At 62.0% G+C, this 25,327-nt stretch carries 24 protein-coding genes and 1 pseudogene; 14 read left to right on the top strand and 11 right to left on the bottom strand.

Annotated features, from left to right (window positions below):
• Positions 1 to 382: 382 nt before the first annotated feature.
• From CCD76_RS20670 to CCD76_RS16625, 4 genes and pseudogenes are all read left to right on the top strand, one after another.
• A pseudogene (locus tag CCD76_RS20670) lies at positions 383 to 724 on the top strand (acetyl-CoA C-acyltransferase); the annotation flags it as partial.
• A gap of 19 nt (positions 725 to 743) precedes the next feature.
• On the top strand, positions 744 to 1,229 hold the full coding sequence (locus CCD76_RS16615; protein WP_256961346.1) for a tyrosine-type recombinase/integrase: 486 nt from the start codon (positions 744 to 746) through the stop codon (positions 1,227 to 1,229).
• 254 nt (positions 1,230 to 1,483) lie between these two features.
• The gene (locus CCD76_RS16620) at positions 1,484 to 2,044 is read left to right on the top strand and encodes an STY4534 family ICE replication protein (RefSeq protein WP_087720542.1); all 561 of its coding nucleotides are present in this window, start codon (positions 1,484 to 1,486) and stop codon (positions 2,042 to 2,044) included.
• A gap of 77 nt (positions 2,045 to 2,121) precedes the next feature.
• Positions 2,122 to 2,355, top strand: a complete 234-nt coding sequence (locus CCD76_RS16625; RefSeq protein ID WP_087720543.1) for a hypothetical protein — start codon at positions 2,122 to 2,124, stop codon at positions 2,353 to 2,355.
• 684 nt (positions 2,356 to 3,039) lie between these two features.
• On the opposite strand, the gene CCD76_RS16635 is transcribed toward CCD76_RS16625, so the two are convergent.
• Positions 3,040 to 3,942: a LysR substrate-binding domain-containing protein gene (locus CCD76_RS16635; RefSeq protein ID WP_087720545.1), complete on the bottom strand. Its 903-nt coding sequence runs from the start codon at positions 3,940 to 3,942 to the stop codon at positions 3,040 to 3,042.
• A 165-nt stretch (positions 3,943 to 4,107) separates the two neighbouring features.
• Between CCD76_RS16635 and CCD76_RS16640 the strand changes: the two genes are divergently transcribed.
• Positions 4,108 to 4,731: an NAD(P)H-dependent oxidoreductase gene (locus CCD76_RS16640; protein ID WP_087720546.1), complete on the top strand. Its 624-nt coding sequence runs from the start codon at positions 4,108 to 4,110 to the stop codon at positions 4,729 to 4,731.
• A 62-nt stretch (positions 4,732 to 4,793) separates the two neighbouring features.
• Here CCD76_RS16640 and CCD76_RS16645 read toward each other — a convergent pair whose 3' ends face one another.
• Positions 4,794 to 5,255, bottom strand: coding sequence for an RES family NAD+ phosphorylase (locus tag CCD76_RS16645; RefSeq protein ID WP_087720547.1), 462 nt, complete (start codon positions 5,253 to 5,255; stop codon positions 4,794 to 4,796).
• Complete coding sequence (gene parS / locus CCD76_RS16650) at positions 5,255 to 5,704, bottom strand: type II RES/Xre toxin-antitoxin system antitoxin (RefSeq protein WP_087720548.1); 450 nt, start codon at positions 5,702 to 5,704, stop codon at positions 5,255 to 5,257. Before parS ends, CCD76_RS16645 begins: the two co-directional genes overlap by 1 nt.
• Positions 5,705 to 6,007: 303 nt before the next feature.
• On the opposite strand from parS, the gene CCD76_RS16655 reads away from it, so the two are divergent.
• Complete coding sequence (locus CCD76_RS16655; RefSeq protein ID WP_179208951.1) at positions 6,008 to 7,462, top strand: FAD-binding oxidoreductase; 1,455 nt, start codon at positions 6,008 to 6,010, stop codon at positions 7,460 to 7,462.
• A 25-nt stretch (positions 7,463 to 7,487) separates the two neighbouring features.
• Here the strand turns inward: CCD76_RS16655 and CCD76_RS16660 are convergent, their stop codons facing one another.
• Together CCD76_RS16660 and CCD76_RS16665 are read right to left on the bottom strand one after the other, a co-directional pair.
• A complete protein-coding gene (locus CCD76_RS16660) occupies positions 7,488 to 9,077 on the bottom strand; it encodes an alkaline phosphatase D family protein (protein ID WP_087720549.1) in 1,590 nt (529 codons plus the stop codon).
• 264 nt (positions 9,078 to 9,341) lie between these two features.
• On the bottom strand, positions 9,342 to 11,537 hold the full coding sequence (locus CCD76_RS16665; protein ID WP_087720550.1) for an OsmC domain/YcaO domain-containing protein: 2,196 nt from the start codon (positions 11,535 to 11,537) through the stop codon (positions 9,342 to 9,344).
• Between CCD76_RS16665 and CCD76_RS19835 the strand changes: the two genes are divergently transcribed.
• A complete protein-coding gene (locus CCD76_RS19835) occupies positions 11,521 to 11,703 on the top strand; it encodes a hypothetical protein (protein ID WP_143543309.1) in 183 nt (60 codons plus the stop codon). The genes CCD76_RS16665 and CCD76_RS19835 overlap by 17 nt on opposite strands.
• Positions 11,704 to 11,802: 99 nt before the next feature.
• Here the strand turns inward: CCD76_RS19835 and glpK are convergent, their stop codons facing one another.
• The 3 genes from glpK to glpD all read right to left on the bottom strand — a co-directional run bounded on the left by glpK (position 11,803) and on the right by glpD (position 15,804).
• Positions 11,803 to 13,311, bottom strand: coding sequence for a glycerol kinase GlpK (gene glpK / locus CCD76_RS16670; RefSeq protein WP_087720551.1), 1,509 nt, complete (start codon positions 13,309 to 13,311; stop codon positions 11,803 to 11,805).
• Positions 13,312 to 13,358: 47 nt separating this feature from the next.
• Positions 13,359 to 14,087: an MIP/aquaporin family protein gene (locus CCD76_RS16675; RefSeq protein WP_071232351.1), complete on the bottom strand. Its 729-nt coding sequence runs from the start codon at positions 14,085 to 14,087 to the stop codon at positions 13,359 to 13,361.
• A gap of 196 nt (positions 14,088 to 14,283) precedes the next feature.
• Positions 14,284 to 15,804 (bottom strand): glycerol-3-phosphate dehydrogenase, encoded by a 1,521-nt coding sequence (glpD, locus tag CCD76_RS16680; protein ID WP_087720552.1) that lies wholly within the window; start codon positions 15,802 to 15,804, stop codon positions 14,284 to 14,286.
• 401 nt (positions 15,805 to 16,205) lie between these two features.
• On the opposite strand from glpD, the gene CCD76_RS16685 reads away from it, so the two are divergent.
• Entirely contained in the window at positions 16,206 to 16,496 is a 291-nt protein-coding gene (locus CCD76_RS16685) for a HigA family addiction module antitoxin (RefSeq protein ID WP_087720553.1), read from the top strand.
• 114 nt (positions 16,497 to 16,610) lie between these two features.
• On the opposite strand, the gene CCD76_RS16690 is transcribed toward CCD76_RS16685, so the two are convergent.
• The 3 genes from CCD76_RS16690 to CCD76_RS16700 all read right to left on the bottom strand — a co-directional run bounded on the left by CCD76_RS16690 (position 16,611) and on the right by CCD76_RS16700 (position 18,363).
• On the bottom strand, positions 16,611 to 17,621 hold the full coding sequence (locus tag CCD76_RS16690) for an Ldh family oxidoreductase (protein WP_087720554.1): 1,011 nt from the start codon (positions 17,619 to 17,621) through the stop codon (positions 16,611 to 16,613).
• A gap of 176 nt (positions 17,622 to 17,797) precedes the next feature.
• Positions 17,798 to 17,992 carry an acetyltransferase gene (locus CCD76_RS16695; protein WP_087720555.1) on the bottom strand — a complete coding sequence of 65 codons (195 nt, stop codon included), beginning with the start codon at positions 17,990 to 17,992 and terminating at the stop codon, positions 17,798 to 17,800.
• Positions 17,989 to 18,363 (bottom strand): DUF488 domain-containing protein, encoded by a 375-nt coding sequence (locus CCD76_RS16700; protein WP_087720556.1) that lies wholly within the window; start codon positions 18,361 to 18,363, stop codon positions 17,989 to 17,991. The genes CCD76_RS16695 and CCD76_RS16700 overlap by 4 nt, the downstream gene beginning before the upstream one ends.
• A gap of 98 nt (positions 18,364 to 18,461) precedes the next feature.
• Here CCD76_RS16700 and CCD76_RS16705 point away from each other — a divergent pair, with 98 nt between their 5' ends.
• From CCD76_RS16705 to CCD76_RS16730, 6 genes are all read left to right on the top strand, one after another.
• Complete coding sequence (locus CCD76_RS16705) at positions 18,462 to 19,343, top strand: glycine betaine ABC transporter substrate-binding protein (RefSeq protein WP_087720557.1); 882 nt, start codon at positions 18,462 to 18,464, stop codon at positions 19,341 to 19,343.
• A gap of 225 nt (positions 19,344 to 19,568) precedes the next feature.
• Positions 19,569 to 21,155, top strand: coding sequence for an ABC transporter substrate-binding protein (locus tag CCD76_RS16710; RefSeq protein ID WP_087720558.1), 1,587 nt, complete (start codon positions 19,569 to 19,571; stop codon positions 21,153 to 21,155).
• 75 nt (positions 21,156 to 21,230) lie between these two features.
• On the top strand, positions 21,231 to 22,235 hold the full coding sequence (locus tag CCD76_RS16715; protein ID WP_071232343.1) for an ABC transporter permease subunit: 1,005 nt from the start codon (positions 21,231 to 21,233) through the stop codon (positions 22,233 to 22,235).
• 12 nt (positions 22,236 to 22,247) lie between these two features.
• Positions 22,248 to 23,147 (top strand): ABC transporter permease subunit, encoded by a 900-nt coding sequence (locus tag CCD76_RS16720; protein WP_218777064.1) that lies wholly within the window; start codon positions 22,248 to 22,250, stop codon positions 23,145 to 23,147.
• Between the two features lie 16 nt (positions 23,148 to 23,163).
• Entirely contained in the window at positions 23,164 to 24,204 is a 1,041-nt protein-coding gene (locus CCD76_RS16725) for an ABC transporter ATP-binding protein (protein ID WP_071232341.1), read from the top strand.
• Positions 24,201 to 25,205 (top strand): dipeptide ABC transporter ATP-binding protein, encoded by a 1,005-nt coding sequence (locus tag CCD76_RS16730; RefSeq protein WP_071232340.1) that lies wholly within the window; start codon positions 24,201 to 24,203, stop codon positions 25,203 to 25,205. The genes CCD76_RS16725 and CCD76_RS16730 overlap by 4 nt, the downstream gene beginning before the upstream one ends.
• The last annotated feature ends 122 nt before the right edge of the window (positions 25,206 to 25,327 follow it).

A 25,327-nucleotide genomic window follows, 5' to 3' on the forward strand; every position in this document is an offset into this window, starting at 1 on the left:
AGGCGCCGATCTTCCAGGTCGCGGACTATGGATTGGTTGGCGATCTGTTCGAGGTCGTTCCTGAGCTTGAGAGCAAGCTGTAACCCTTTCCTTCCTCCATTTTTGCGGCGGATAACGGCCAACGCCGTCGCTTTTTTATTCAGCATGGGCCTTACGTGCCAGAAAGAGTCGAGCACGATGCCATGAGTTTCGATGTGGTATTCGTCGCAGCGGCGTCCTTGTACTTCTCGTCCATCTGTTGGCTGAGGAGCCAGCAGGTGGACGAGACTGGGGCTCAGCCAGGTAAATCACCGGGTTGTACCATTCGGAGATGAAATATCCCACTAGTAGATGAGTTTTTCGGTTACTACCGGAGAGTGAATCAATTGAAGGGAGTCAGTATATGCAAGATGTTGTCATTGCCAGTGGCATTCGTACGCCCATCGGCAGCTATGGCGGAGTCCTGGCGGGCTTTTCCCTTGGCGATTTGTCGGCAGCGGTGACCCGGGAGGCCTTGGCGCGTTCGGGCGTAAGGCATACCGACGTCGGGCATGCGGTGTTTGGCAACGTGATCCACACCGAGCCCCGTGACATGTATCTGGCTCGGGTCTCAGCAGTTAATGCCGGCCTACCCATCGAGACCCCGGCTCTGACGCTTAACCGTCTCTGTGGTAGCGGCCTGCAGGCTGTGCTCACTGCGGCCTCTTATATCCAGTTCGGTGACGCCCACTGCACGGTGGCGGGGGGAGGCGAGGCGATGAGTCGTGCTCCCTACTGGCTGCCGGCCACTCGCTGGGGCCAGCGCAATTCGGCTCGCCTTCGAACATGGTCTGAGGGTCTCGGAGTTGGTGACCTTGCGTTGGTCGGCCATCGACCTGGTCACGCATGAGCTGCGTGTGAATCGCATCAAGGGCAGTCTCGATGGTACGCACCCTCTTCAAGGCAGCACGGTGCGTGCTCTGAAACGCTATCAGCGACAAGACGGACGTTCGTCGGGCCTGGTGTTCGTCAACGAACGAGGGACGCCGGTCAGCGTCGATGGTTTCCGGCGCATGATGCACCGGCTCAGCGAACAGGTCCTGGGCGTGAAGTGGCATCCTCATGCCCTTCGTCACGCTTGCGGTGTGCTCCTGATCAACAGCGGCGTGGATCTACGGATCGTCCAGCAGTACCTGGGGCATGCCAATATCCAGAACACCGTGGCCTACACGGCCCTGACCGGCCGGCCGTTCGAAAGGCTCGTCTTCTAAGCGTAATGCCGCTTGACAGTCTGTGCTGCCTCGCTAGCATTAGAGGGGCAAGCTCGCTGTTTTCGGACAGCCCGGACGGTCTTTCCGGCCCCAACGAGACGCCCTTACCCAAGCTCGCCGCGCCTCCCGCAAGCGAGCGCCGCTCTAGCGGTTGGAGGCAGCTTTCCATATGACGTCCTACCCACTCGGGGAATCACTTCCCCGATGGGGATGGTGGTCTCCCGAGCATGCCTATTGCTTCAAGGAGAACCACCATGACGACTTCAACTCAAGCCCAGACCACCTTCTTCAACCTCCACGTCGAAGGGGTTGGCTATCTCAACCGCGTCCGTACCGTCGATCCGAAACGCGCTGAACCGTTTCTGGCTTGCGACATCAACGCCCTAAACGGGCCGGCGGACGACGTCAGCTATACGCGTTTCGACTGCCGTGTGAGCGGCCAGGAAGCGCAGAAACTGGTCCGCAAGTGCCAGCAAGCCGTGGACATGAAGCGGAAAGTCCTTATTGGCTTCAAGCTGGGCGATCTCTGGACAGACACTTTCGTGTACAAGAAAGGCGATCGCCAGGGCGAAACCGGTGTCAGCCTGAAAGGTCGGCTGCTACTGGTGAAGTGGATCAAGATCGATGGCGACACGGTCTATCAGCGCGAAGCCCCGGCTTCCGACAACGCTGACACACCGGCGCCACAAGCTGACCATGCCAATGCGACCCCGTCGCAAGAGGTGCCGGCACCGACTCAGCCCAACGGCTATGCCGCGGCTCAGTCCGGTGAATCGGCCGGCTCTTTCGAGACGCCGGCGGCTGCCTCGCTCTAACCTTTCCAATCCACTGACCCGCCTGGGGAGACATCTCCCCAGCGGGCGGTGTCTCCCCTCCGCATTGGGAGACACTGATGGAAACCTCTATCTACGACGCCATGCGTCATGCCGATCTGGTCGTCGGCCATCATGAATCCGATCTCTACGTTCGCGACACGCGTCTGGCGCGAAAGCTCCTCGAGGAGCTCCGCGCGCGTGGCGTGACATTCACGGTCATCCCCTTCGTTTCGGAAACGGGTGAGGGGCCGTGTCTGGAGATACCCTTCGCCTACGATCCCTACTGGGAACGTCAAGGCGAGCGACCATAATCAGTTGAAGTGGGGCGAGCGTCACTGGCGCCGCCCCCTTTCTCACGACCCGGCTCAGGGAGGACATTCTCCCTGGGAGGGTGTCTTCCCTGGGTCATGTATCAGCCCCACCGAGGGCTCGACTTACGGGAGACATCCATGACTCAGTCCATATTCCTCAGCGATCTCGACTGGTACGGCGTCGACGCCTGGAACCGTCCGGTTTGGCAGCACAGAGGCACAGGCGCTCAATACTGCCTGGTCGACGAGCTCTACGATCCGGATGACCCACAGGCGAGGCTCAAGGCCATGGAGCGACTTGTCGCATACAAGGTCGGTCTGTATGTGAAGGAAGGTGAACCCAGCCATCCCGTGCACTACTGTCGCCGACCCGGTCATGTGCGCTGCACCAAGGCACCGGCTGGACAAGACGGCTTCACGCAGGGCGGCCTTTATGAGGTTTACCCTGCATCAGCAAGTACGACGTGTTGGGTCCGCCAAGATAGCTTGAGATATTGGCCGGAGACCGGCCTCCGAGACCTCGAGTCATCATCGATACTCCTTGTAGGTTCATGCTTGTCACTTATCGAGCTTAGTCGGCGGCCGACCGCATACCAGCGAGAACCGCGCGCTGGATTGACGGGGGTTAACGACGTGGCGAGGAGTAGGGGCAGGCGAGATTTCGGGCAGTGAAGTCGTTCGCGGTCACGCGCTCACATACCGTCCCGGCAGCCGTTCGGCCAGGAAATCCATGAACAGCCGGGCGCGCTGGGAGAGGGCGGTCTGGCGGTAGTAGACGACATTGATGCGCTGGGTCTGGAATTGCGTCTGATCGGGCAGAATATCGACGAGACGGCCTTGCCGGCGGGGCGCGATCGTCACGTAGTCGGCCAGGCAGGCGATGCCCTCGCCCGCCATGACGAGTTCGAGCAGCGTCGTGCCGCTGGAGGCGGAAAGCGTCGGCCTGACATGTAACGGCTCACCGCGCCCGTCGAGTAGCGGCCAGCGATTGAGATGATCCAGCTGGCTGAAGCCGAGCAGGCTGTGGTGGGCGAGATCGTCGACGCTCTGGGGGACGCCGCGGCGCGTCAGGTACTCGGGGCTCGCCAACAGTCGCAGCGGGCTATTGCCGAGCGGGCGAGCGTGCAGTGAAGAGTCTTCCAGCTCGCCGATACGGATGGCGAGATCGACCCGCTGTTCGAGCAGATCGACGAAGCGGTCGTGGGTGTCGAGCTCCAGCGCGATGCCGGGGTAGCGCTGATGGAATTCCCCGATCACCGGCACGAGCACGAACTGCATGAAGCTTGGCGCCGCGTTGATGCGAAGCCGCCCCTGGGGCCGGTCCTGATGGTGGGCGATGGCTTCCTCGGCGCTGTCGACGGCGGCGAGAATCGACCGCACGTGGCCGAGGAACGTCTCGCCTTCTTCGGTCAACTCCAGCCGTCGCGTCGTCCGTCGCAACAGCGTCGTGCCCAGTTTGCGCTCGAGACGATTGAGCGCGCGGCTGACGCCGGAGACCGTCATGTCCAGCCCCTCGGCGGCGGCCGTGATTGAACCCCGGTCGACCACGGCAACGAACGCCAGCTGTTCCTCGAGCGTGCTTTTCATGGACGCCTCCCAGCGAGATCGGACGGTTATTGATTTTAAGTCAAAAGTGACTTGTCGCCAGCGTGGTTTATCCATTGCGGTTTGTCGCCACAATGGTGCCATTGCGCTGCGCCAGAGAAACACCGGGGTGCGGCATTCAAGATCGCGACGGAGAACGCTCGAACGATGAAGATTCTATTGATCAATGGCGGCAAGCCGTTTGCCCATTCCAGCGGCGAGCTCAACAATACGCTGCACGGTATCGCCTGGCACACGCTGATCGAACTGGGCCACGAGCTCCGCGAGACGGTGATCGAGCAGGGCTACGATATCGACGCCGAAGTGCAGAACTATCTCTGGGCCGATGTCATCGTCTATCAGATGCCGGGCTGGTGGATGGGCGCGCCCTGGACCCTCAAGCGCTACATCGACGAAGTGTTCACCGCCGGCCACGGTTCTCTCTATGCCAGCGACGGGCGCACGCGCACCGATCCCAGCAAGCAGTACGGCAGCGGCGGGCTGCTGCAGGGGCGTCGCTACATGCTGTCGCTGACCTGGAACGCGCCGATCGAAGCGTTCGACGAGCCGGGCAACTTCTTCGAAGGCCTCGGCGTCGACGGTGTCTACTTCGCCTTCCACAAGTCGCAGGAATTCGTCGGGCTGGCCGGGCTGCCGAGCTTCATCGCCAACGACGTGATCAAGGCGCCGGAAGTCGAACGCTACCAGGCGGAATACCGCGAGCATCTGGAACGCGTGATCGGTCGGGCCGAAGCGCCGGTGGCCGAGACACGAGATTCGGTATCCGCCTGAGAATTGCGTTCCCTGAGAACCTAGCGCGTGACACAAAGGCAGCCTTGGCTGCCTTCGTCCGTTTACAGCCTCGGATCGGGCTTGAAGGGGAGGGGCTCGGCCGCTGCGACAATCGGATCAAACAGCGGATGTCCGGGGTTGAGCATGTAGTTGAACTCTCTTGGCGCCACTACGCTGGGCAGCGCCAGTGCCAGGCTTTGGCCAGAGGTCAGCCAGCCATCACCCAGCTCGGCAGTCTCTGCTGGCGCTGGCGCTTCCTGCCAGTTGTCCGGTAAATCCTCTGCGCCAACTCTCAAGATGCTCTCGGCGGGCAGTGTCAGGCGCAGTAGTGCATAGGCATCGAGCAACCGATAGCTTTCCAGATGCACCATGATTTCCAGCAGCGCCAGCGATTCGGAACTTGCCACATAGACACAGGCACGGCCCGGGCTGTTCCAGCGCCCCCCATAAAGCCGTGCGCCTTCGCCATCGAAGGCGGTGTCCTGATATTGACGTTTGACCAGCCGATAAGCGTACACCTCCATCACGCCGAGACTCCGTGCTCCAATCGCCCGATCAGGTTCAGTACCGTTTGATATTCGGCTGACGTCGCGCTCATCTCGATGGGTTTGCGCCCACCAAGGCCGATATTGGGTTTGAGCAGCCATGCGCGAGCGCCTTCGGCATCGCCCTCGAACAGATCCAGCGCCGCCTTGAAAAGCTCGGCAAAGCGATACAGTCGGTCGCTTTCCGCCAACTTGAAGCGGCCCGACTTGGCACGGCGGCTAAGCGTGGCGGAAGGAATATCCACATAGCGCGCCAGTGCCTTCTGCTCGATCCCCGACACCTGGGCAAGCCTGGGATAGACCCGGTACTCCACGCCTTCATGCAGCAGTTCGTGCAACTTGCGGCCTCGCGCCGGTAGGCCGATCTGTTGCCAGAAGCCGGAGGCCGAGGCTTTCGGTGGCTGGTATTGAGTAAAGCGGACGTCCATGACGATTACTCCGTTTGATAGCCTTAAGGCATATCAATTGGTATACGTGGCGCAGTCGTCTCCGTCAAGCGATACCGCTGTCAGAAAATATCGTCGACCGGGCTGACGGGTATTCCACAGCTGTCTCAGCCGTGGACGGTATCCGGTCCTGTCATGCGTGTCGCTCATCTGTCGGATAGCGGCGCGAATCCGTTGATCTGTCGCGTTCGACATGAAGTCGGTAGCGATGGCTTGCGGTATGCTGTGGTGCGAAAGATAGCTCGCTTACTAAGTGAGCTCGCACGCCACGCTGAGAGTACTGCCATGAGCACGTTTAACGCCAGAACCCCATCGACCGCCGGGAATGAGAATGCCACTGTCTCTGCGACCAAACTGCCCCCACGCCCCGATGCGGAAACGCTCTGGGCGCTGATCGCCGATCTCGAGCCAATGCTGGGCGATCGCATCACCACGGTGGCGGGGATTCGCGAGCAGCACGGGCATGACGAGTCCTGGCACCATCCGGCCGCCCCGGACGCCGTCTGCTTTCCGCACTCCACCGAAGAAGTCTCCGCGATCGTGCGGGCCTGCGCGGCCCACCGGGTGCCGGTGATTCCCTACGGTGTCGGCACTTCCATCGAAGGCCAGGTGATCGCCGATCATGGCGGCCTGTGTGTCGACCTTTCCGCCATGAACGCGATTCTCGACGTTCGCCCCGAAGACATGGACGCCACCGTCCAGCCCGGGGTGACGCGTGCCCAGCTCAACACCCATCTGCGTGCCACCGGTCTGTTTTTTTCCGTCGATCCGGGGGCGGACGCCAGCATGGGCGGCATGGCCTCGACCCGCGCCAGCGGCACCAACACCGTGCGCTACGGCACCATCCGCGAGAACGTGCTGTCGATGACGGTGGTGATGCCGGACGGGCGCATCGTCAAGACCGGCACGCGGGCGCGCAAGTCCGCCGCCGGCTACGACCTGACGCATCTGATGATCGGCGCCGAAGGCACGCTCGGCATCATCACCGAGCTGACGGTGAAACTGCACGGGCTGCCGGAGGCGATCTCCTCGGCGACGGTGGCGTTCGAGAACGTCGCCGGCGCCATCGATACCGTCATCGCCTCGATCCAGTACGGCATACCCATGGCGCGAATCGAGCTGATGGACGCCCTCGCGATACAGGCGGTCAATCGCTTCTCCGGGCTCGACTACGCCGAGAAGCCGACGCTGTTCCTGGAATTCCACGGCACTCACGCCGGCGTGAAGGAGCAGGCCGAAGCGATGGCGGAACTGTGCCAGGAATTCGGCGGCAGCGATTTCGCCTGGGCAACGAGGGAAGAAGAGCGCCAGAGGCTATGGCAGGCCCGCCACGATGCCGCCTACGCCGCCAAGGCGCTGCGTCCGGGAATGGAATTTCTCGCCACCGATATCTGCGTGCCGATATCGAAGCTGGCCGAGTGCATCGAAGCGACCCAAGCCGATGTCGCCGAAAGCGGCCTGGTCGCGCCGCTGCTCGGTCATGTCGGCGACGGCAATTTCCATCTGGTCGTCGCCGTGGATCGCCATAGTGAACAGGAGCTGGAGACGCTGGCGGCATTCAACCGGCGCCTGATCGAACGCGCCCTGGCCGCCGGCGGCACCTGCACCGGCGAGCATGGTATCGGCACCGGCAAGCGCGCCTACATGGAGGCCGAACATGGCGAAGGCTGGGCGGTGATGCGTGCGATCAAGGCCGCGCTCGATCCGCTCGGCATCATGAATCCGGGCAAGCTGGTGTAAGTTTCCGGTTTCCAGTCCGCTCCCTTCAGGCGCTGGCGGAGCGGGCTTCCGGCTCGAGCACCTGGGTGTACAGCGTGTTTCCGTCGCTATCCTTCAACGTGACCGTGAGTCTTTCGCTCTCGGCGTCCAGATCGGCCTGGCCGAAGAACTGATAGCCCGCCGAGGGCGGCAGGTTGGATTGGCCCTCCGGTGGCGCCTTCTGGAAGACCACTTCGGGGCCGAAGGTCGCGTCCATCTCGCTGGGGCCGAAGGTGCCGGCGTGGATCGGCCCGCTGACGAACTCCCAGAACGGCTTGAACGCCTTGAAACTGGCGCGCTCCGGCGCGTAGTGATGTGCGGCGGTGTAGTGCACGTCGGCGGTGAACCAGACCACGTTACGGATATCGTCGTCGCGAATGGCCTGCAACAGCCGGGCGAGCTCCATTTCGCGCCCGAGCGGCTGGCCGGGATCATTGTTGGCGATCGCTTCGAGCTGATCGCCATCCGGCACCACCATGCCGATGGGCATGTCCGCGGCGATGATCTTCCAGGTCGCGGTGGAATCGTTCAGCGCCTGGCGCAGCCAGCGGAACTGGTTTTCGCCCAGGAACGCGGTGGTCGATGATTCCTCGTCTTGCAGATTGGCGCTGTTGGGGCCGCGATAGCTGCGCATGTCCAGCATGAACACTTCCATCCCCGGCCCGTAGGAGAAACGTCGGTAGATCCGTTGCGGGGCGGAAGCGGGCAGGCGAATCGGCATGTATTCCAGAAAAGCCTGACGGGCGCGGGCGGAGAGCAGCGCGACGTTCTTTTCCGTATAGAGATCGTTGTCGAGAATCTCCTGCGGATACCAGTTGTTGGTCGTCTCGTGATCGTCCCACTGCGCCAGCATCGGCACTTCGGCGGCGAAGCGGCGGAAATTGGCGTCGAGATGGTTGTAGGCATGCTGGCCGCGATATTCGTTTAGCGTCTCGGCGACCTTCTGCTTGGCCGGCGTGACGATATTGCGCCAGGCGCTGCCGTCCGGCAGCGCGACGCGCTCCTGCAGGGGGCCATCGGCATAGACGGTATCGCCGGAGTGGATGAAGAAATCCGGCCGGACCTGGCGCATCGCTTCCCAGGTGCGCATGCCACCACGGGATTCGTCGATCCCCCAGCCCTGGCCGACGACGTCGCCCGACCACACGAAACGCAGGTCGCGCGGGGTGGATGGCGGCAAGCGCAGTTGCCCGACCATCGGCTCGCTCACCGCGCGTTCGTCTCCCAGGGCGGCGAAACGTACCCGGTAATGCACGGTATTCATTCCCTGAAGGCCGGTCGCATCGATCTTGCCGATCAGGTCGGTGCTGGGCAGCACGTCGACCCAAGGCAACTGGCGGGCGCCGCGGAACTCCGGGTTGTCGGCAACCTCGACCAGCATCCGCGATGGCATGCTGGCGCGCCCCCACAGCATCGCGCGGTCCGTCAGCGCATCGCCGCTCATCACGCCGCCTTCGACCGTCGGACGTCGACCTTCCGCCATGATGATCGCCGGCGCCCCCAGCAGCCCGGTGGCGGCCAACCCGAGGCCGATGCCGAGATGGCCACTGGTGATCAGAAAGTCACGCCTGGAAAAGCCTTTTCGATCGATCGTCATCGTGCCGTCTCCATCCGCTCGAGGTCATTGGTGCCAGTGACAACAGGCTAGGCGGCGCGAGTGACGAAGGTGTGAAGCTCGTGAGAAAGGGGATAGCGCGACACGATAGGCCGAGATCGGATCGCACCATGCTGCGGTGACGATCCCTGTGACCTGGAGTCGATTGCGGCCACCGACGGCGTGAACCATCGCTGACGCCGAAACGAAAAGCCGCCCGCTTGATCACTCGGCGGGCGGCTCTCCATGCGGGTTGCGTGAGCGAGTTCAGGCTTGCCGGGCCGCTCGCGCTGCATGCAGCTTCCGGTAGCTTTCGAGCAGGCGCTGGTGGCGATCCAGGCCTTCCAGCTGCACGCTGGTTGGCGTCAAACCGGCGAAGCGTACCGAGCCTTCCACGGAACCGACGACAGCCGTCATCGTTTCCTCGCCGAACATGCGCTTGAGGTTGTAGCGGTAGTCGTCGAGCTCGTGTTCATCGTCGAGCGTGATCTGCAGCACGGCAAGCAGCGCCTGATAGAACAGGCCGCGTTCGACGGTGTTGTCGTTGAACTGCAGGAACATCTCGACCTTGTCCAGCGCGTCCTCGAGTTGGCCGAGCGCCAGGTTGATCAGCAGTTTCAGCTCGAGGATCGTGAGCTGGCCCCAGACGGTGTTCTCGTCGAATTCGATGCCGATCAGGGTGATGATCTTCATCTGCTCGTCGAGCTCGCTCTCCTCCAGACGCTCGAGCAGGTCGGCCAGCTGTGCATCGTCCAGCGCGTGCAGGTCGAGGATATCCTCGCGGAAGGCGAGCGCCATGTTGGTGTTGTCCCACACCAGATCTTCGACCGGATACACCTCGGAGTAGCCCGGTACCAGGATGCGGCAGACTGGCGCGCCCAGGTCTTCATGGATCGCCACGTAGGCCTCCAGCCCTTCGGCTTCGAGAATGCCGAACAGCGCGGCTGCCTCTTCCGCGTTGGAGCCCGAGAAGTCCCACTCGACGAACTCGACATCCGCCCGGGCGCTGAAGAAGCGCCAGGAGATGACGCCGGAAGAGTCGATGAAGTGCTCGACGAAGTTGTTGGGCTCCGACACCGCCTGGGAGTTGAAGGTGGGCGGTGGCAGGTCGTTCAGGCCTTCGAAGCTCCGGCCCTGCAGCAGCTCGGTGAGACTGCGCTCGATCGCCACCTGCAGGCTGGGGTGCGCGCCGAAGGAAGCGAAGACACCGCCGGTGCGCGGGTTCATCAGCGTGACACAGGCCACCGGATAGCGGCCGCCGAGGGAGGCATCCTTCACCAGCACCGGGAAGCCCTGGGCTTCCAGCGCTTCGATGCCTTCAACGATGCCGGGATATTTCGCCAGCACGGCTTCGGGCACGTCCGGCAGCACGATCTCCTGCTCGATGATCTGTCGTTTCACCGCGCGCTCGAAGATCTCCGAAAGGCACTGCACCTGCGCTTCGGCGATGGTGTTGCCCGCGCTCATGCCGTTGCTGAGATACAGGTTCTCGATCAGGTTCGACGGGAACCAGACCGTCTCGCCGTCCGACTGGCGCACGAAGGGCAGCGAGACGATGCCGCGATCCGTCCGGCCGGAGTTGGTGTCGAACAGATGCGAGCCGCGCAGCTCGCCTTCCGGATCGAAGATCGCCCGGCAGTGGTCGTCGAGAATTTCTACCGGCAGTTCGTCATTCGGCCCCGGCTGGAACCACTTCTCACCGGGATAATGGACGAAATCGCTATCGGCGATCTCCGGGCCGAAGAACTGATCGTTGTAGAAGAAGTTGCAGGAGAGGCGCTCGATGAACTCGCCCAGCGCGGAGCAGAGCGCGGCTTCCTTGGTGGCGCCCTTGCCGTTGGTGAAACACATCGGCGAGGCGGCGTCGCGAATGTGCAGCGACCACACGTTCGGCACGATATTGCGCCACGAAGCGATCTCGATCTTCATGCCGAGGTCCGCAAGGATCTTCGTCATGTTGGCGATGGTCTGCTCCAGCGGCAGATCCTTGCCCTCGATCCAGGTCGATTCGCCTTCGCCGTCTTTGACATGAGTCCCCGCCATCAGCAGCGCCTGGGCGTCTTCGTCGATGCTCTTGACCGTCTCGATCTGGAATTCCGGGTTGTTCTGGATCACCCGCTTGACCGAGCAGCGCTCGACGGAGCGCAGGATGCCGATGCGATCCTTCTCGGAGATATCGTCCGGCAACTCGACCTGGATCTTGAAGATCTGGTTGTAGCGGTTCTCCGGGTCGACGATGTTGTTCTGCGAAAGCCGGATGTTCTCGGTCGGAATGTCCCGCGCGTTGCAGTAGACCCGCACGAAGTAGGCTGCGCACAGCGCCGAAGACGCCAGGAAGTAGTCGAACGGCCCCGGTGCGGAGCCATCGCCCTTGTAGCGGATCGGCTGGTCGGTGATGACGGTGAAGTCATCGAACAGCGCTTCCTGACGCAGGTTGTCGAGATAGTTGACCTTGATTTCCATGGAGAAGGACCGCGTTGGTAAGTGGCTGCGCCTCGAATTCTGGACCCGGGCGGATGGCGGCCATTATCCGGATTTGGGGGCGCTGCGTCTTGGGGGTGTTTTGTCGGAGTGGCGTTTCGGCTCGAAGGCGTCCCGTTTCGACCGGATGACCATTTCGACCGGATGACAAAAGGCCCGACCCCCATCCAATGGGGATCGGGCCAGCTCTCTTGCTAACGATGCGTTGAACAGCATCGCCAAGCGGTCTCGCTGGGCGCGACAGTTGCTACGAGGCGACCTGAAAGGCCATGGTGGCCTGTACGGCTCGCTTCCAGCCGTCATACAGTTCATTGCGCCTGTCGTCGCTCATGTGGGGTTCGAAGCGGCGTTCGATCGCCCATTGCTCGGCGATCTGCTCGCGCGACTCCCAGAACCCGAGGGCGAGACCGGCAAGATAGGCGGCGCCCAGCGCCGTCGTTTCGTTGATTTCGCTACGCAGCACGTCGACGTTGAGAATATCCGCCTGGAACTGAGCCAGGAAGTTGTTGGCGATGGCGCCACCGTCGGTGCGCAATTCGGTCAGATCGATTCCCGAATCGGACTGCATCGCCTTGAGGACGTCCGCCGTCTGATAGGCCATGGACTCGATGGCGGCGCGGATGAACTGCTCCTTGCTGGTACCCCGCGACAGGCCGAACATCGCGCCGCGCACGTTCGAATTCCAGTAGGGCGCGCCGAGGCCGGTGAAGGCCGGTACCAGGTAGACGCCGTCGTTGCTGCCGGCGCGCTCGGCATAGGCTTCGGAGTCCGACGCCTTGCCCAGCATCCGCAGCCCGTCGCGCAGCCACTGCACTACCGAGCCGGCGACGAAGATGGCCCCTTCCAGAGCGTATTCGACTTCGCCGTCGATCTCCCAGGCGATGGTCGTCAGCAGACCGTTTTCCGATTTCGTGGCTTCACTGCCGGTGTTCATCAGCGTGAAGCAGCCGGTGCCATAGGTGTTCTTGGCCATGCCGGGCTTGAAGCAGGCCTGGCCGAACAGGGCGGCTTGCTGGTCGCCAGCAATACCCGCGATCGGCAGCTCGTTGCCAAAGAAGTATTTCGGCAGCACGTTGCCATAGACTTCGCTGGAGGATTTGACCTCGGGCAGCATCGATTCCGGCACGCCGAACAGCTCGAGCAGCTCCGGATCCCACCGGCGTTCACGGATGTTGAACATCAGTGTGCGCGAGGCGTTGGTCACGTCGGTGACGTGTTCGGCGCCGCCGGTCAGGTTCCAGATCAGCCAGGAATCCATGGTGCCGAACAGCAGGTCGCCTTTTTCGGCCTTCTCCTTGACGCCGTCGACGTTGTCGAAGATCCACTTGACCTTGGTGCCTGAAAAATAGGCGTCGATCACCAGGCCGGTCTTGTCGCGGATCATGTCGGCGTGGCCCGCTTCGCGCAGCTGGTCACAGATCTCGGCCGAATGCCGCGATTGCCAGACGATGGCGTTGTAGACCGGCTGGCCGGTGTGCTTGTCCCAGATCACCGTGGTCTCACGCTGATTGGTAATGCCGATGCCGGCAATTTCCGAGACGTCGACCTGGGTGTTGTTGATCACCTCGGTCAGCGTTGTCAGCACGCTGGTCATGATGTCGCGCGGGTTGTGTTCCACCCAGCCCGGTCGCGGAAAGATCTGTTCGAACTCGCGCTGGGCAACGCCTGCGATCTGCCCATTGTGATCGAACAGCATGGCGCGGGAACTGGTCGTACCCTGGTCGATCGCGAGTACGTATTTCTTTTCGTCGCTCATGGCGGTTGCTCCTCGTATTCGTTGCGGAAATCGATCAGTCAGACGGGTTAATAGATGTAGGCTACAAGCGCAGCCAGCGTGCTACCGATGACAGGGCCGACCACGGGAACCCAGGCATAGCGCCAGTCGTTAGGGCCCTTGTTCTTGATCGGCAGTACGGCATGGGCAATGCGGGGGCCGAGGTCACGCGCTGGGTTGATGGCGTAGCCTGTCGGCCCACCCAGCGAGGCCCCGATCGAGACCACCAGCAGTGCGACCGCCAATGGCCCGAGGCCGGATGGCGTGTTACCGAACATGATGATCACGAAGATCAGTACAAAGGTGCCGACGATCTCGCTGACCAGATTCCAGCCGTAGGATCGGATGGTCGGTGCCGTGGAAAACGTAGCCAGTTTGATGGAGCTATCTTCGGTGTCATCGTACTGTTTTTTATAGGCGAGGTAGCAAACGACCGCCCCGAGAAAGCCGCCGACGAACTCAGCCACAAAGTACGTGACAGTCGTGACGACATTGATCGGAATACCATCGGCGTACTCCTGAGCCGGACCGATAAGTAAACTGAGAGTCACCGCTGGGTTGAGATGCGCACCGGTATCGTAGGCAACGTAGACCCCGCAGAACACGGCAAGCCCCCAGCCGAAGAAGATCACGATGCCATCGCTGCCGTTGCCGTTCGTCCTGTTCAGCAGGACGTTGGCCACGACGCCGCAACCCAGTAGCGTCAGGAACGCCGTTCCGGCGATCTCGTGAACCAGTATCGTTTCTACAATTCCCATGAATACTCCTTAATGTCATGAGTGTCGTATCCGGATAAGGCCGGACTTGCATGCCCAGCAAGGTGAATGCCGATAAAAATGATGGGCTGGCGTGCCATGTTTTCCTCCTTCGTGTTGCGCCTCTCGTATCGATGGCAGTTGGATTGATGCCGTCATTCGCGACGGCGGCGTTCGCTTATGGGGTCCGGGAGCGTACCTAGATTTCCGGCTCGGCCTTGGTGGGCCCGTCGGAAGAGCGAGCGAGGTAGTCGGCAAGCCGTTGGCATTGATCATCGTCGAGCCGTAACCCGAGCTTGGATCGCCGCCAGAGGATATCTTCGGCAGTTCGTGCCCACTCGTGATCGCGCAGGTAATCGACTTCGGCGGCATACAGGTCGGCGCCAAAATGCTCGCCCAGATCTTCCAGGCTTTTTGCACCCTCCACGATGTCGCGCACGCGGGTCCCGTAGTTGAAGACCAGGCGGTTGGCCATGCCCAGGGGAATGAAGGGGTGACTGGCCTGTAGCGACTCGAACAGATGCTGGGGTTTCGCTTCTTCTCCGCCGGGGAGCGGGTGGCCCTTGCCGGTCCAGGCTTTTCCCTGGTTGCCGAGCTCGGGGGCCAGTTGATCGACGGCATCCTCGGCCAGCCGCCGATAGGTGGTCAGCTTGCCGCCGAAGACGTTGAGCAGGACGGCGCCGCCGGAGGTATCGAGCTGGATGCGGTAATCGCGGGTGATTTCACTGGCGTTGTCCTCGCGATCGTCGAGCAGGGGGCGCACGCCGGAGTAGCTCCAGACGACGTCGTCGGGACCGATCGACTGCTCGAAATAGCGATTGGCGGATTCGCAGAGATAGCGGACCTCGTCTTCCTCGATCGCCACTCTGCCCGGTGCGCCCTCATGCTCGACGTCGGTCGTTCCGATCAGCGTGAAATCACGCTCGTAGGGGATGGCGAACACGATGCGGCCATCGGGCTGCTGGAAGATGTAGGCGTAGTCGTGGTCGAACAGCCGGTTGACCACGATATGGCTGCCCTTGATCAGGCGCAGCGAATACGGATGCTTCTGCGAAGCGACCTCGTCGAGGAAACGTACGGCCCAGGGCCCGGCCGCATTGGCCAGCCCGCGCGAGTGAACCGCGATTGTCTCGCCGTCCATCGTCTTTAGAGTGACTTGCCAACCGTCGGCGTTGCGCACTGCCGTTTCCGCGCGGGTACGCGTCATGATACGGGCGCCACGGTCGGCCGCGTCCATGCAGTTGAGCACCACCAGCCGAGCATCCTGAACCCAGGCATCCGAGTAGGCGAAGCCCCTGGCGAACTCGGGCTTCAGTGGCGTCCCGGCCGGGTGATCGGCGAACTTGACGCCATGCGAGCCCGCCAGCGTCTGGCGTCCACCCAGGTGGTCGTACAGGAAAAGCCCGGTTCGGATCATCCAGGCCGGCCGCAGATGTTTCTGATGAGGCAGGACGAAACGCATCGGCCAGATGATGTGCGGCGCAGCCTTGAGCAGTACCCCGCGCTCGGAAAGTGCCTTGGCCACGAGCTTGAACTCGTACTGCTCCAGGTAACGCAGGCCTCCGTGGATCAGCTTGGTCGAAGCCGAAGACGTATGGCTGGCAAGATCATCCGCCTCGACCAGCAACACCGAAAGGCCGCGACCCGCGGCGTCACGCGCGATACCCGCGCCGTTGATACCGCCGCCGATGACAATCAGATCGTAGCTTGCGTTGGCCATGTTCGGATCTGCTCGCTAATGTTCGAATTGACTCATTGTGGCTCGCTATCGAACATTTTTAATTAATCAAAAAGTATTAGATGCTGGACAAGTCGTATGTCTGTTGTGGATTGCGAGAGCGGTAACTGCCTGATGAATCAATAGTCTAGAGCAACTTTATCCATTCGTTTACGAGATTTTCATCAATGAAAATTTCTTGGGTCAGAAGTTTTTATCCGAATTTCATGAGCTTGAATCGTGTAGAGACAAGTGTCAGAGGGAGGGGCTGGTGGCGGTCATCATGACGACTCGCGATAGGCCTGCCTGGGGCGGATGGAAGCGCGGACGGGGCGAGGAGAGGGCTTTCGAAATCAAACATTGGGTCTGCGTTCGAGACCGTAATACTCAGGAAGGTACAGGAGGTGAACGATGACCGAAGAGCGACCCCCAATATCCATCCTGGCGAGATTCTGCTGGAGGATGTCATCGAGCCGTTGGGTTTGACCAACAATGCCTTGGCCATTGGTGCCCCGGCGACCCGTATCGGCGAAATCACGCGCGGGGCGCGGGCGATCACGGCAGACACGGATTTGCGCCTGTCGATCTACTTCGGCACCAGCCCGGGCTATTGGCTGCGGCTACAGAATTCCTATGATCTGGATGAGGCCAGACGCCACGGTCACTACGAGGGGATTCGCCCTCGGGTGGCTTGATCGAGCCAGGTAACCAGAAGGGCGGCGCCAATGTCGCCCTCGGCACGAACCGCCGTATCCGCCTCTCTCCGCCTAACTTGCAGCTGAATCCCTCTCATGTCGCTGTCTCATATTTCACGCCAGCTTCTGCAGCTCTTCATACAGCGCCAAGGGAATCTTCACGCCATTGACGCGGCTGCGTTCCCGCGCTTCATAACGACGCTGCGAGGGCAGCCGGGCGCCCTGGTCGAGGATGCGCTCGAACAGCACTTCCGCGTGGGCGAGATGCGCGTCGGCGCGTTCGCCCAGGAAGGTGGCGGGGGAGAGGGCGATGATGATCTCGCCGTGGTAGGGCTTGCCGGTGCCTTGATCGTTGGCGGGCTGAGTCTCGTGGCTGAGCACGTCACCGATCAAGGGGCCGGCGAGCAGTTCGATCATGGTCGAGAGCGCGGAGCCCTTGTGGCCGCCGAAGGGGAGCATGGCGCCTTCGAGCGCGGCTGCCGGATCGGTGGCCGCGTTGCCCTGGTCATCCAGTGCCCAGCCTTCGGGGATCGAGTCTCCGGCGCGCTTGTGTAGCTCGATCTCTCCCCGAGCGACGACGCTGGTGGCAAAATCGAAGGTATAAGGGTGCTTCCCCGGTCGCGGCCAGGAAAACGCGATGGGGTTGGTGCCGAGCAGCGGGCGATTGCCGCCCGTGGGGGCGACGAAGGCGTGGGTCGGGTTCATCGCCAGGCCCACCAGGCCCATCTCTGCGAGTGCTTCGACCTCGGGCCATAGCGCGGAGAAGTGGAAGCAGTTGTTGATCGCGAGCGCGGCGATGCCGTTACGTTCGGCCTTCTCCTTGAGGTGCGACTTGCCTCGTTCGAAAGAGAGCAGCGAGTTGCCCCGATGCGCATCGATCCTCACGATGCCGGGCGCCTGATCGATGATCTCCGGCTCGGCCTGGGTATCGACGCCGCCTTTTCTGGCGGTTTCCACGCAACTGATGAGGCGATAAAGGCCGTGGGAATGGCATTCGTCACGTTGCGCCGCGATCACACTGCGCGTGATTGCGCCGGCGTGGGCATCGCTGAATCCGGCATTGCCGAGGATGCGCAGGCTCAGCGCTTCGGCGTCTCGAAGCGAAAGGGTAATGTCTTGTTCCATGGTCGGGCTCTTCGGCGGGTGCATCAGACATTGGCATGCAAAGACGCCAGACAGTGAGTCGGCTCTTTGTCATACAAGCAGGAAGCCAGCATAAACGTCTGAAACGTCAGCGCCTGTTAGACGAAAGTGATAGTTCGCCGAGCGTGATGCCCCGAATGGTGTGGTTGCATGTCGGGCTAGGTCGGATCCTGATGCGATCCCGGCACCGCCAGCGCGTTCAGATCGAGCATCTGGATCGCGCTGATTGCGGCCTTGATGGCGCCTTCCTGGCACAAGCCGGACAGGGCGGCATTTTCATAGCCAGACAGTGCGGCCTCGATGCAGGCTTTTTGGACTTTCGTGGCGAGCTGCAGCGCTTCCGTCTCGTTCATCGCTTCTTCTCCAATCGTCCATCGCGCATTAGCAGGTACTCCCTGAGCACCACGGCATGATTGCGTTCGACGTCTTTCGCAGCGAACAGCAGCGTCAGCTGCTGCTGGCGGGCGATCTCACATAGCTCGTCGAGAGCGGTGGTGTCGGCCTCGGCGAGTTCCGCGAGATACGCCTTTCGAAACGCTTGCCAGCGTTCCCGGTCATGGCCGAACCACTGGCGTAGTGCCTTGCTGGGTGCGAGCGTCTTGTACCACGCATCGATCCTGGCATCTCGTTTGGCGATGCCACGCGGCCACATGCCATCGATCAGAACTCGATAGCCGTCGTTCTGGGCGGCGGCGTCGTAAATCCGTTTGAGCTGAATCTTCATGAATGCTCCCCGAGGATTGGCGGTAGCAATCTTCGCCAATATCCGGATACTTATAACGCTGTGTTTTTGTTTCTAACAACAAGCAGGGATAAAAAATTATGAAAAAGGCTTTTGTGGTTCCAGTCGCTGCCGCTCTTTTCGCCGTCGGCTCGACCGCCTCGGCTATGGCTCATGCCCAGGAAAAGCCGCTGGTCATCGGCACCAACAACTGGGCCGAGAACGTTGCCGTCGCCAACCTCTGGAAGCTGGTGCTGGATGACCAGGGGTATGACGTCGAGCTATCGGATGTCGGCAAGAGCGCCTTGTTCGCGGGATTGGCGAGCGGCGATTTCGATCTGTCGCTGGAACTGTGGCTGCCGTATACCGACAAGGCGTTTCTCGAGCCGTACAAGGATACGCTCGAGGTTCACGACGCCTGGTATGACAGGACCGGGCTGGGCCTGGTGGTGCCGAGCTATGTCGACATCGATTCCATTCCGGAACTGGCGAAGCGTGCCGACGAGTTCGAATACCAGGGCAGCCCGACGATTCTGGGGATCGACCCGGGCTCGGCGATCGCCGGGATGACCGACGACGCTATCGAAACCTACGATCTGCCTCTGAACCAGGTGAACAGCTCCGAACCGGCGATGATGTCCGCGCTCGACCGCGCCTACAAGAGTGAAGAGCCGATCGTGGTAACGCTGTGGAATCCGCACTGGGCCTTCGCGGACTACGATCTGAAGTATCTCAAGGATCCCGAGAAGGTCTATGGCGACGGTGACACGATCTACTGGTTCTCCCGCGAGGGCTTTTCGGGAGACGATCCGTGGCTGACGGCGGTGCTCGATGCCTGGCACATGAGCGATGAAAGTCTCGGCGAGCTGATGTCGGAGATCGAGTCTCAGGACGATCCGGTGGCGGGCGCACGGACCTGGCTCGAGGAAAACCGCGATCAGGTCGACGAATGGCTGGCGGCCGGCGAGCAGATTCAACCGTAGCGATAGCGGCGATCGCGTCTTGTCCTGCGTGGCTGGCCGCTTCTATTAAACGGAACGGTCAGTCAGTGCAACCACTGCGGGTCACGCTATTGGACAATTGATTAAACGCTGCTTCACGCTCTAGTCTGTGCCGATTACCGGATACCTGACAGACCGGTAACACAATGACAATCGGCCACAAGCCGATATCACAATAACAGCGTGCTGCTGTGCAGGAGATTGATCATGAAGAAGACGCTGCTTGCGGCTGGCATCGCCGCCATGATGCTGGGCGCGACCCCGGTCATGGCCAAGACGCTGGTCTACTGCTCCGAAGGCTCTCCGGAAGGCTTCGATCCCTCGCTCTACACTGCGGGGACCACCTTCGACGCGTCGAGCAAGACGGTCTACAACCGTCTGGTCCAGTTCAAGCCGGGTACCACCGAAGTCGAACCGGCCATCGCCAAGAGCTGGGAAATCTCCGACGACGGCCTGGAAGTGACCTTCCATCTGCGCGATGACGTCAAGTTCCAGACCACCGACTTCTTCACGCCGAGTCGAAAACTCAACGCCGACGACGTCATCTGGACGTTCGAGCGTCAGATGGACGAGAACAACCCGTATTACAAGCTCGCCAATGGCAGCTTCGAGTACTTCAATTCGATGTCGATGGGCGAGTTGATCAAGTCGATCGAGAAGGTCGACGATCATACCGTGAAGTTCGTGCTCACCAAGCCCAACGCGCCATTCGTCGCCAATCTGGCAATGGACTTCGCTTCGATCCACTCCAAGGAGTACGAGCAGCAGTTGCTCGACGAGGGCAAGCCGGAGCTGGCCAACCAGCAGCCGATCGGCACCGGTCCGTTCCAGTTCGTCAACTACCGTGAAGATGCGGCCATTCGCTATCAGGCGAACCCGGACTACTTCCGCGGCAAGCAGCCGATCGACAACTTGGTCTTCGCCATCACTTCCGATGCCCAGGTTCGCTACCAGAAGCTGATGGCGGGCGAGTGTCATGTGATGCCGTTCCCGAATCCGTCCGATGTCGAAGAGATGAAGCAGAACGACGACATCAACGTACTCCAGGAAGCGGGTCTGAACGTGGCCTACTTGGCCTACAACACCCAGCAGGCGCCGTTCGACAAGCCGGAAGTGCGCAAGGCACTCAACATGGCGATCAACAAGCAGGCGATCATCGACGCGGTGTTCCAGGGCGCTGGCGAAGTCGCCAAGAACCCGATCCCGCCGACCATGTGGGGCTACAACGACGACATCCAGGATGATCAGTACGATCCCGAGCAGGCCAAGCAGATGCTGGCCGATGCGGGCGTCGAGAACCTGAAGATGAACATCTGGGCGATGCCGGTTCAGCGTCCGTACATGCCGAATGCGCGGCGTACCGCCGAGCTGATGCAGTCGGATCTGGCCAAGGTCGGTGTCGATGCGGAGATCGTCACCTACGAGTGGGGCGAGTATCTGAAGCGTTCTTCGGATACCAAGCGCGAGGGCGCGGTCATTCTGGGCTGGACCGGCGACAACGGCGATCCGGACAACTTCATGGGCGTGCTGCTCGGCTGTGATGGTGTCGGCGGTGCCAACCGTTCGCAGTGGTGCCACCAGCCGTTCGACGAGCTGATCCAGAAAGCGCGCACGCTGAGCGATCAGGGCGAGCGCGCCAAGCTCTACGAGCAGGCGCAGGAGATCTTCAAGGAGCAGGCACCGTGGGACACCCTGGCCCACTCCACGGTCTTCATGCCGATCCGCAAGGAAGTGACCGGCTACAAGATCGATCCGCTCGGCGGCCATAGCTTCGAAGGCGTCGACATCAAGTGATTCTCTCCTAGCGAGGACACGGGGCGGCTCTGAAGCCGCCCCGTCTCTTATCGCGCGACTAGCTAGTACTCCAAAATGTTCAAATTCTTTCTGGTCAAGCTGGCGCAGCTGGTCCCGACGTTCATTGGCGTCACCATCGTTGCGTTCGCTTTCATTCGCCTGTTGCCGGGCGACCCGATTCTGCTGATGGCGGGCGAGCGCGGCATTTCTGCCGAGCGCTATGCCGAGCTCAAGGCGCAAATGGGCTTCGACCGCTCCTTGGTGGCCCAATATTTCGATTTCCTGAAGGGGTTGCTGCACGGCGATCTCGGTAATTCCCTGGTGACCCACTCGCCGGTGATGGATGAGTTCATGAGCCGCTTTCCGGCCACGCTGGAACTTTCGCTGTTCGCCTTGGCGTTCGCTGTCATCATTGGCTTGCCGGCCGGCGTGCTGGCGGCGGTCAAGCGTGGCAAGACGCTCGACCATACCGTCATGGGTGTCAGTCTGACGGGCTACTCGATGCCGATCTTCTGGTGGGGCCTGCTGCTGATCATGCTGTTCTCCAGCACGTTAGGCTGGACGCCGGTTTCCGGACGCATCTCGTTTCTGTATTTCATCGACTCCGTCACCGGCTTCATGACCATCGATAGCCTGATCGCCGGCGACTGGGGCGCGTTTCTCTCCGCGCTGCATCACCTGGTCCTGCCTGCGATCGTGCTGGGCACGATTCCGCTGGCGGTCATCGCGCGTCAGACGCGCTCCTCGATGCTCGAAGTGCTGGGCGAGGACTACGTTCGCACCGCGCGCGCCAAGGGGCTGTCGAACTTCCGCGTGATCATGGTGCATACGCTGCGCAACGCGCTGATCTCGGTGGTGACGGTGATCGGCCTTCAGGTCGGCCTGCTGCTGGCGGGGGCGATTCTGACCGAGACGATCTTCTCCTGGCCGGGCATCGGCAAGTGGATGATCGATGCGATCTCGCGGCGCGACTATCCTTCGGTGCAGGGTGGTCTGGTGCTGATCGCGTTCATTGTGATGATCGTCAATCTGCTGGTTGATATCGCCTATGGCGTCATCAATCCACGCATTCGCCATTAAGGGGGCATGACAATGGCTGCAATTTCCACCCCCGCCGCACCCGGGACGTTCCGCTACCAGCTGGCCTCCTTCTGGAGCGATTTCAGCGCCAGTCGCGGTGCGCTGGTCGGCCTGATCTTCATCGTTCTCATTCTGCTGGTCGCGCTGTTCGCGCCCTGGGTCGCCCCGCACGACCCGGCGATGCAGGACCGTTCGGCGCTGCTGGTGCCGCCGGTCTGGCATGCCGAAGGAAGCTGGGACTATCTCCTCGGTACGGATGCCGTGGGTCGCGACATTCTTTCACGTCTGATCTACGGGGCGCGCTATTCGCTCTCGATCAGCGCCATGGTGGTCATCATCTCGATGGGCGCCGGGATCTTCCTCGGCCTGCTGGCCGGGTACTTCCGCGGCTGGATCGAGACCGTGATCACCCGCGTGATGGACGTGGTGCTGGCATTCCCCAGCCTGCTGCTGGCACTGGGCCTGGTCGCCATTCTCAGTCCCGGCCTGACCAGTGCCATGATCGCCATCGCCATGGTGCAGCTACCCTATTTCGTGCGCCTGACGCGGGCCGCGGTGATCGGCGAGAAGAGTCGCGAGTACGTCATCGCCAGCCGGCTTTCCGGCGCCGGGCACCTGCGGCTGATGTTCAACACGCTGCTGCCCAACTGCATGGCGCCGCTGATCGTGCAGGCGACGCTCTCTTTCTCCACCGCGATTCTCGATATCGCGGCGCTGGGTTTTCTCGGCATGGGCGTCCAGCCGCCGACGCCGGAGTGGGGCGCGATGCTGGCCAATGCGCGCGAGTTCATGGGTAGCGCCTACTGGGCGGTCACGTTCCCGGGGCTGATCATTCTGCTCACGGTATTGATGATCAATCTGATGGGTGACGGCTTGCGCGATGCGCTCGATCCCAAAATGAAGCGTTCATGACGCAGGAGGCTCTTTCATGGCATTACTAGATATCGAAGGGCTCAGCGTTCGCTTCCAGACGAGCAGTGGCCTGTTCGCGGCCGTGGAGGGCGTCAATATCAACGTCGACCGCGGCGAGGTGTGGTCGATCGTGGGCGAGTCCGGTTCCGGCAAGTCCGTGTCGATGCTCGCCACCATGGGCCTGCTGCCGTGGACGGCACAGGTCACCGCCGACAAGATGGCCTTCGATGGCCAGGATCTGCAGCAGTTGAGCTCGCGCCAGCGCCGGCGCATCGTCGGCGGCGAGATGTCGATGATCTTTCAGGAGCCGATGAGCAGCCTCAATCCCTGCTTCACCGTCGGCACCCAGATCGACGAGATGATCAAGCAGCACCTGGGCGGATCGCGCAAGGAGCGCCACGAGCGGGCGCTGGATCTGCTGGCGCAGGTGGGGATTCCCGACCCGGCGCGTCGGATCAAGGCGTATCCGCATCAGCTCTCCGGCGGCATGAGCCAGCGGGTGATGATCGCCATGGCGATCTCCTGCAACCCGCGCCTGCTGATCGCCGACGAGCCGACCACGGCGCTAGACGTCACCATCCAGGCGCAGATTCTCGAGCTGCTGCTGCGGTTGCAGGAAGACACCGGCATGGCGCTGATCCTGATTACCCATGACATGGGCGTGGTCGCGGAGACGGCGAAGCACGTGGTGGTCCAGTACGCCGGCCGCCAGGTCGAGAAGCAGGACGTGAAGTCGCTGTTCGCCAATCCGCGTCATCCCTACACCGAGGCGCTGCTGTCGGCGCTGCCGGAGCGCGCCGGCGATCAGGATCGCCTGCCGACCATTCCCGGCGTCGTGCCCGGTCAGCATGATCGCCCGACGGGTTGCCTGTTCAACCCGCGCTGCCGCTATGCCACCGAGCACTGCCGCGAGGTCGAGCCGGTGGCGGCGCCGGACGATCCGGCCCGTACGTTGTGTCACTATCCACTGGAAGATGGGATCTCGCCGTCGCCGGCTGCGGCGGGCGTGGCGCGAGACAACCCGCAATCCAGCCCGCATAGAGAGGTGCGCCCATGAGCCGCGATGCCGTATTGAGCGCCGTCAATCTGACCCGTCACTATCAGATCAAGGGTGGGCCGTTCTCCAAGCCGGCGACGGTGAAAGCGCTCAACGAAGCCACTTTCGAACTCTATCCCGGCCAGACGCTGGCCGTTGTCGGCGAGTCCGGCTGCGGCAAGTCGACCCTGGCCCGGGTGCTGACGATGATCGAGCCGCCCACCAGCGGCAAGCTGACGATCAGCGGGCACGAGGTATCGTTGAAGGAGGGGCAGCGCCCGCCGGCCGCGCTGCGCCGCGAGGTGCAGATCATCTTCCAGAACCCGTATGGCTCGCTCAACCCGCGCAAGACCGTGGCGACCATGCTGGAAGAGCCGCTCAAGCTCAACCGCAAGGAGATGAGCGCCGCCGAGCGACGCCAGGCGGCGCTGGACATGATCGCCAAGGTCGGGCTGCGCCCGGAACACGCCGATCGCTACCCGCACATGTTCTCCGGCGGGCAGCGTCAGCGCATCGCCATTGCGCGCGCCCTGATGCTCAACCCGAAGATTCTGGTGCTGGACGAGCCGGTCTCGGCGCTGGATCTGTCGATCCAGGCGCAGGTGCTCAACCTGCTGGCGGATCTGCAGGACGAGTTCGGGCTGGCCTACGTGTTCATCTCGCACGATCTGTCGGTGGTGCGCCGCATCGCCGACGACGTGATCGTGATGTACTTCGGCCAGCCGGTGGAAACCGGGCCGGCGGAGGAGGTCTTCACCACGCCGCGCCACCCCTACACCCAGGCGCTGTTTTCGGCCACGCCGGTGGCGGATCCCAACCGCCGACGCGAGCGCGTCCACCTCAAGGGCGAACCGCCGTCGCCGCTGGCGCCGCCGCCGGGCTGCCCGTTCGCCCCGCGCTGCCATCTGGCGACCGAGGCCTGCACCCAGGCTGATCCGCCGCTGGATAGCGTCAACGACCGGGTCAAGGTTGCCTGCATCCATGTCGACCAGGCGGTCGCCAAGTACGCCCGGGCGGGTTGAACCGAAAGCCTCCCGCCCAATGCGAGCGCCGATTGCTGCAAGACAGTCGGCGCTCGGCCCTCATCCTGCCACTCTCGATGTCGCCTCCTGGCGGTAAGCGTTCATTCCAGGACGCCCTGCCA

The organism is Salinicola salarius (genome assembly GCF_002179555.1).
GTDB lineage: Bacteria > Pseudomonadota > Gammaproteobacteria > Pseudomonadales > Halomonadaceae > Salinicola > Salinicola salarius_A.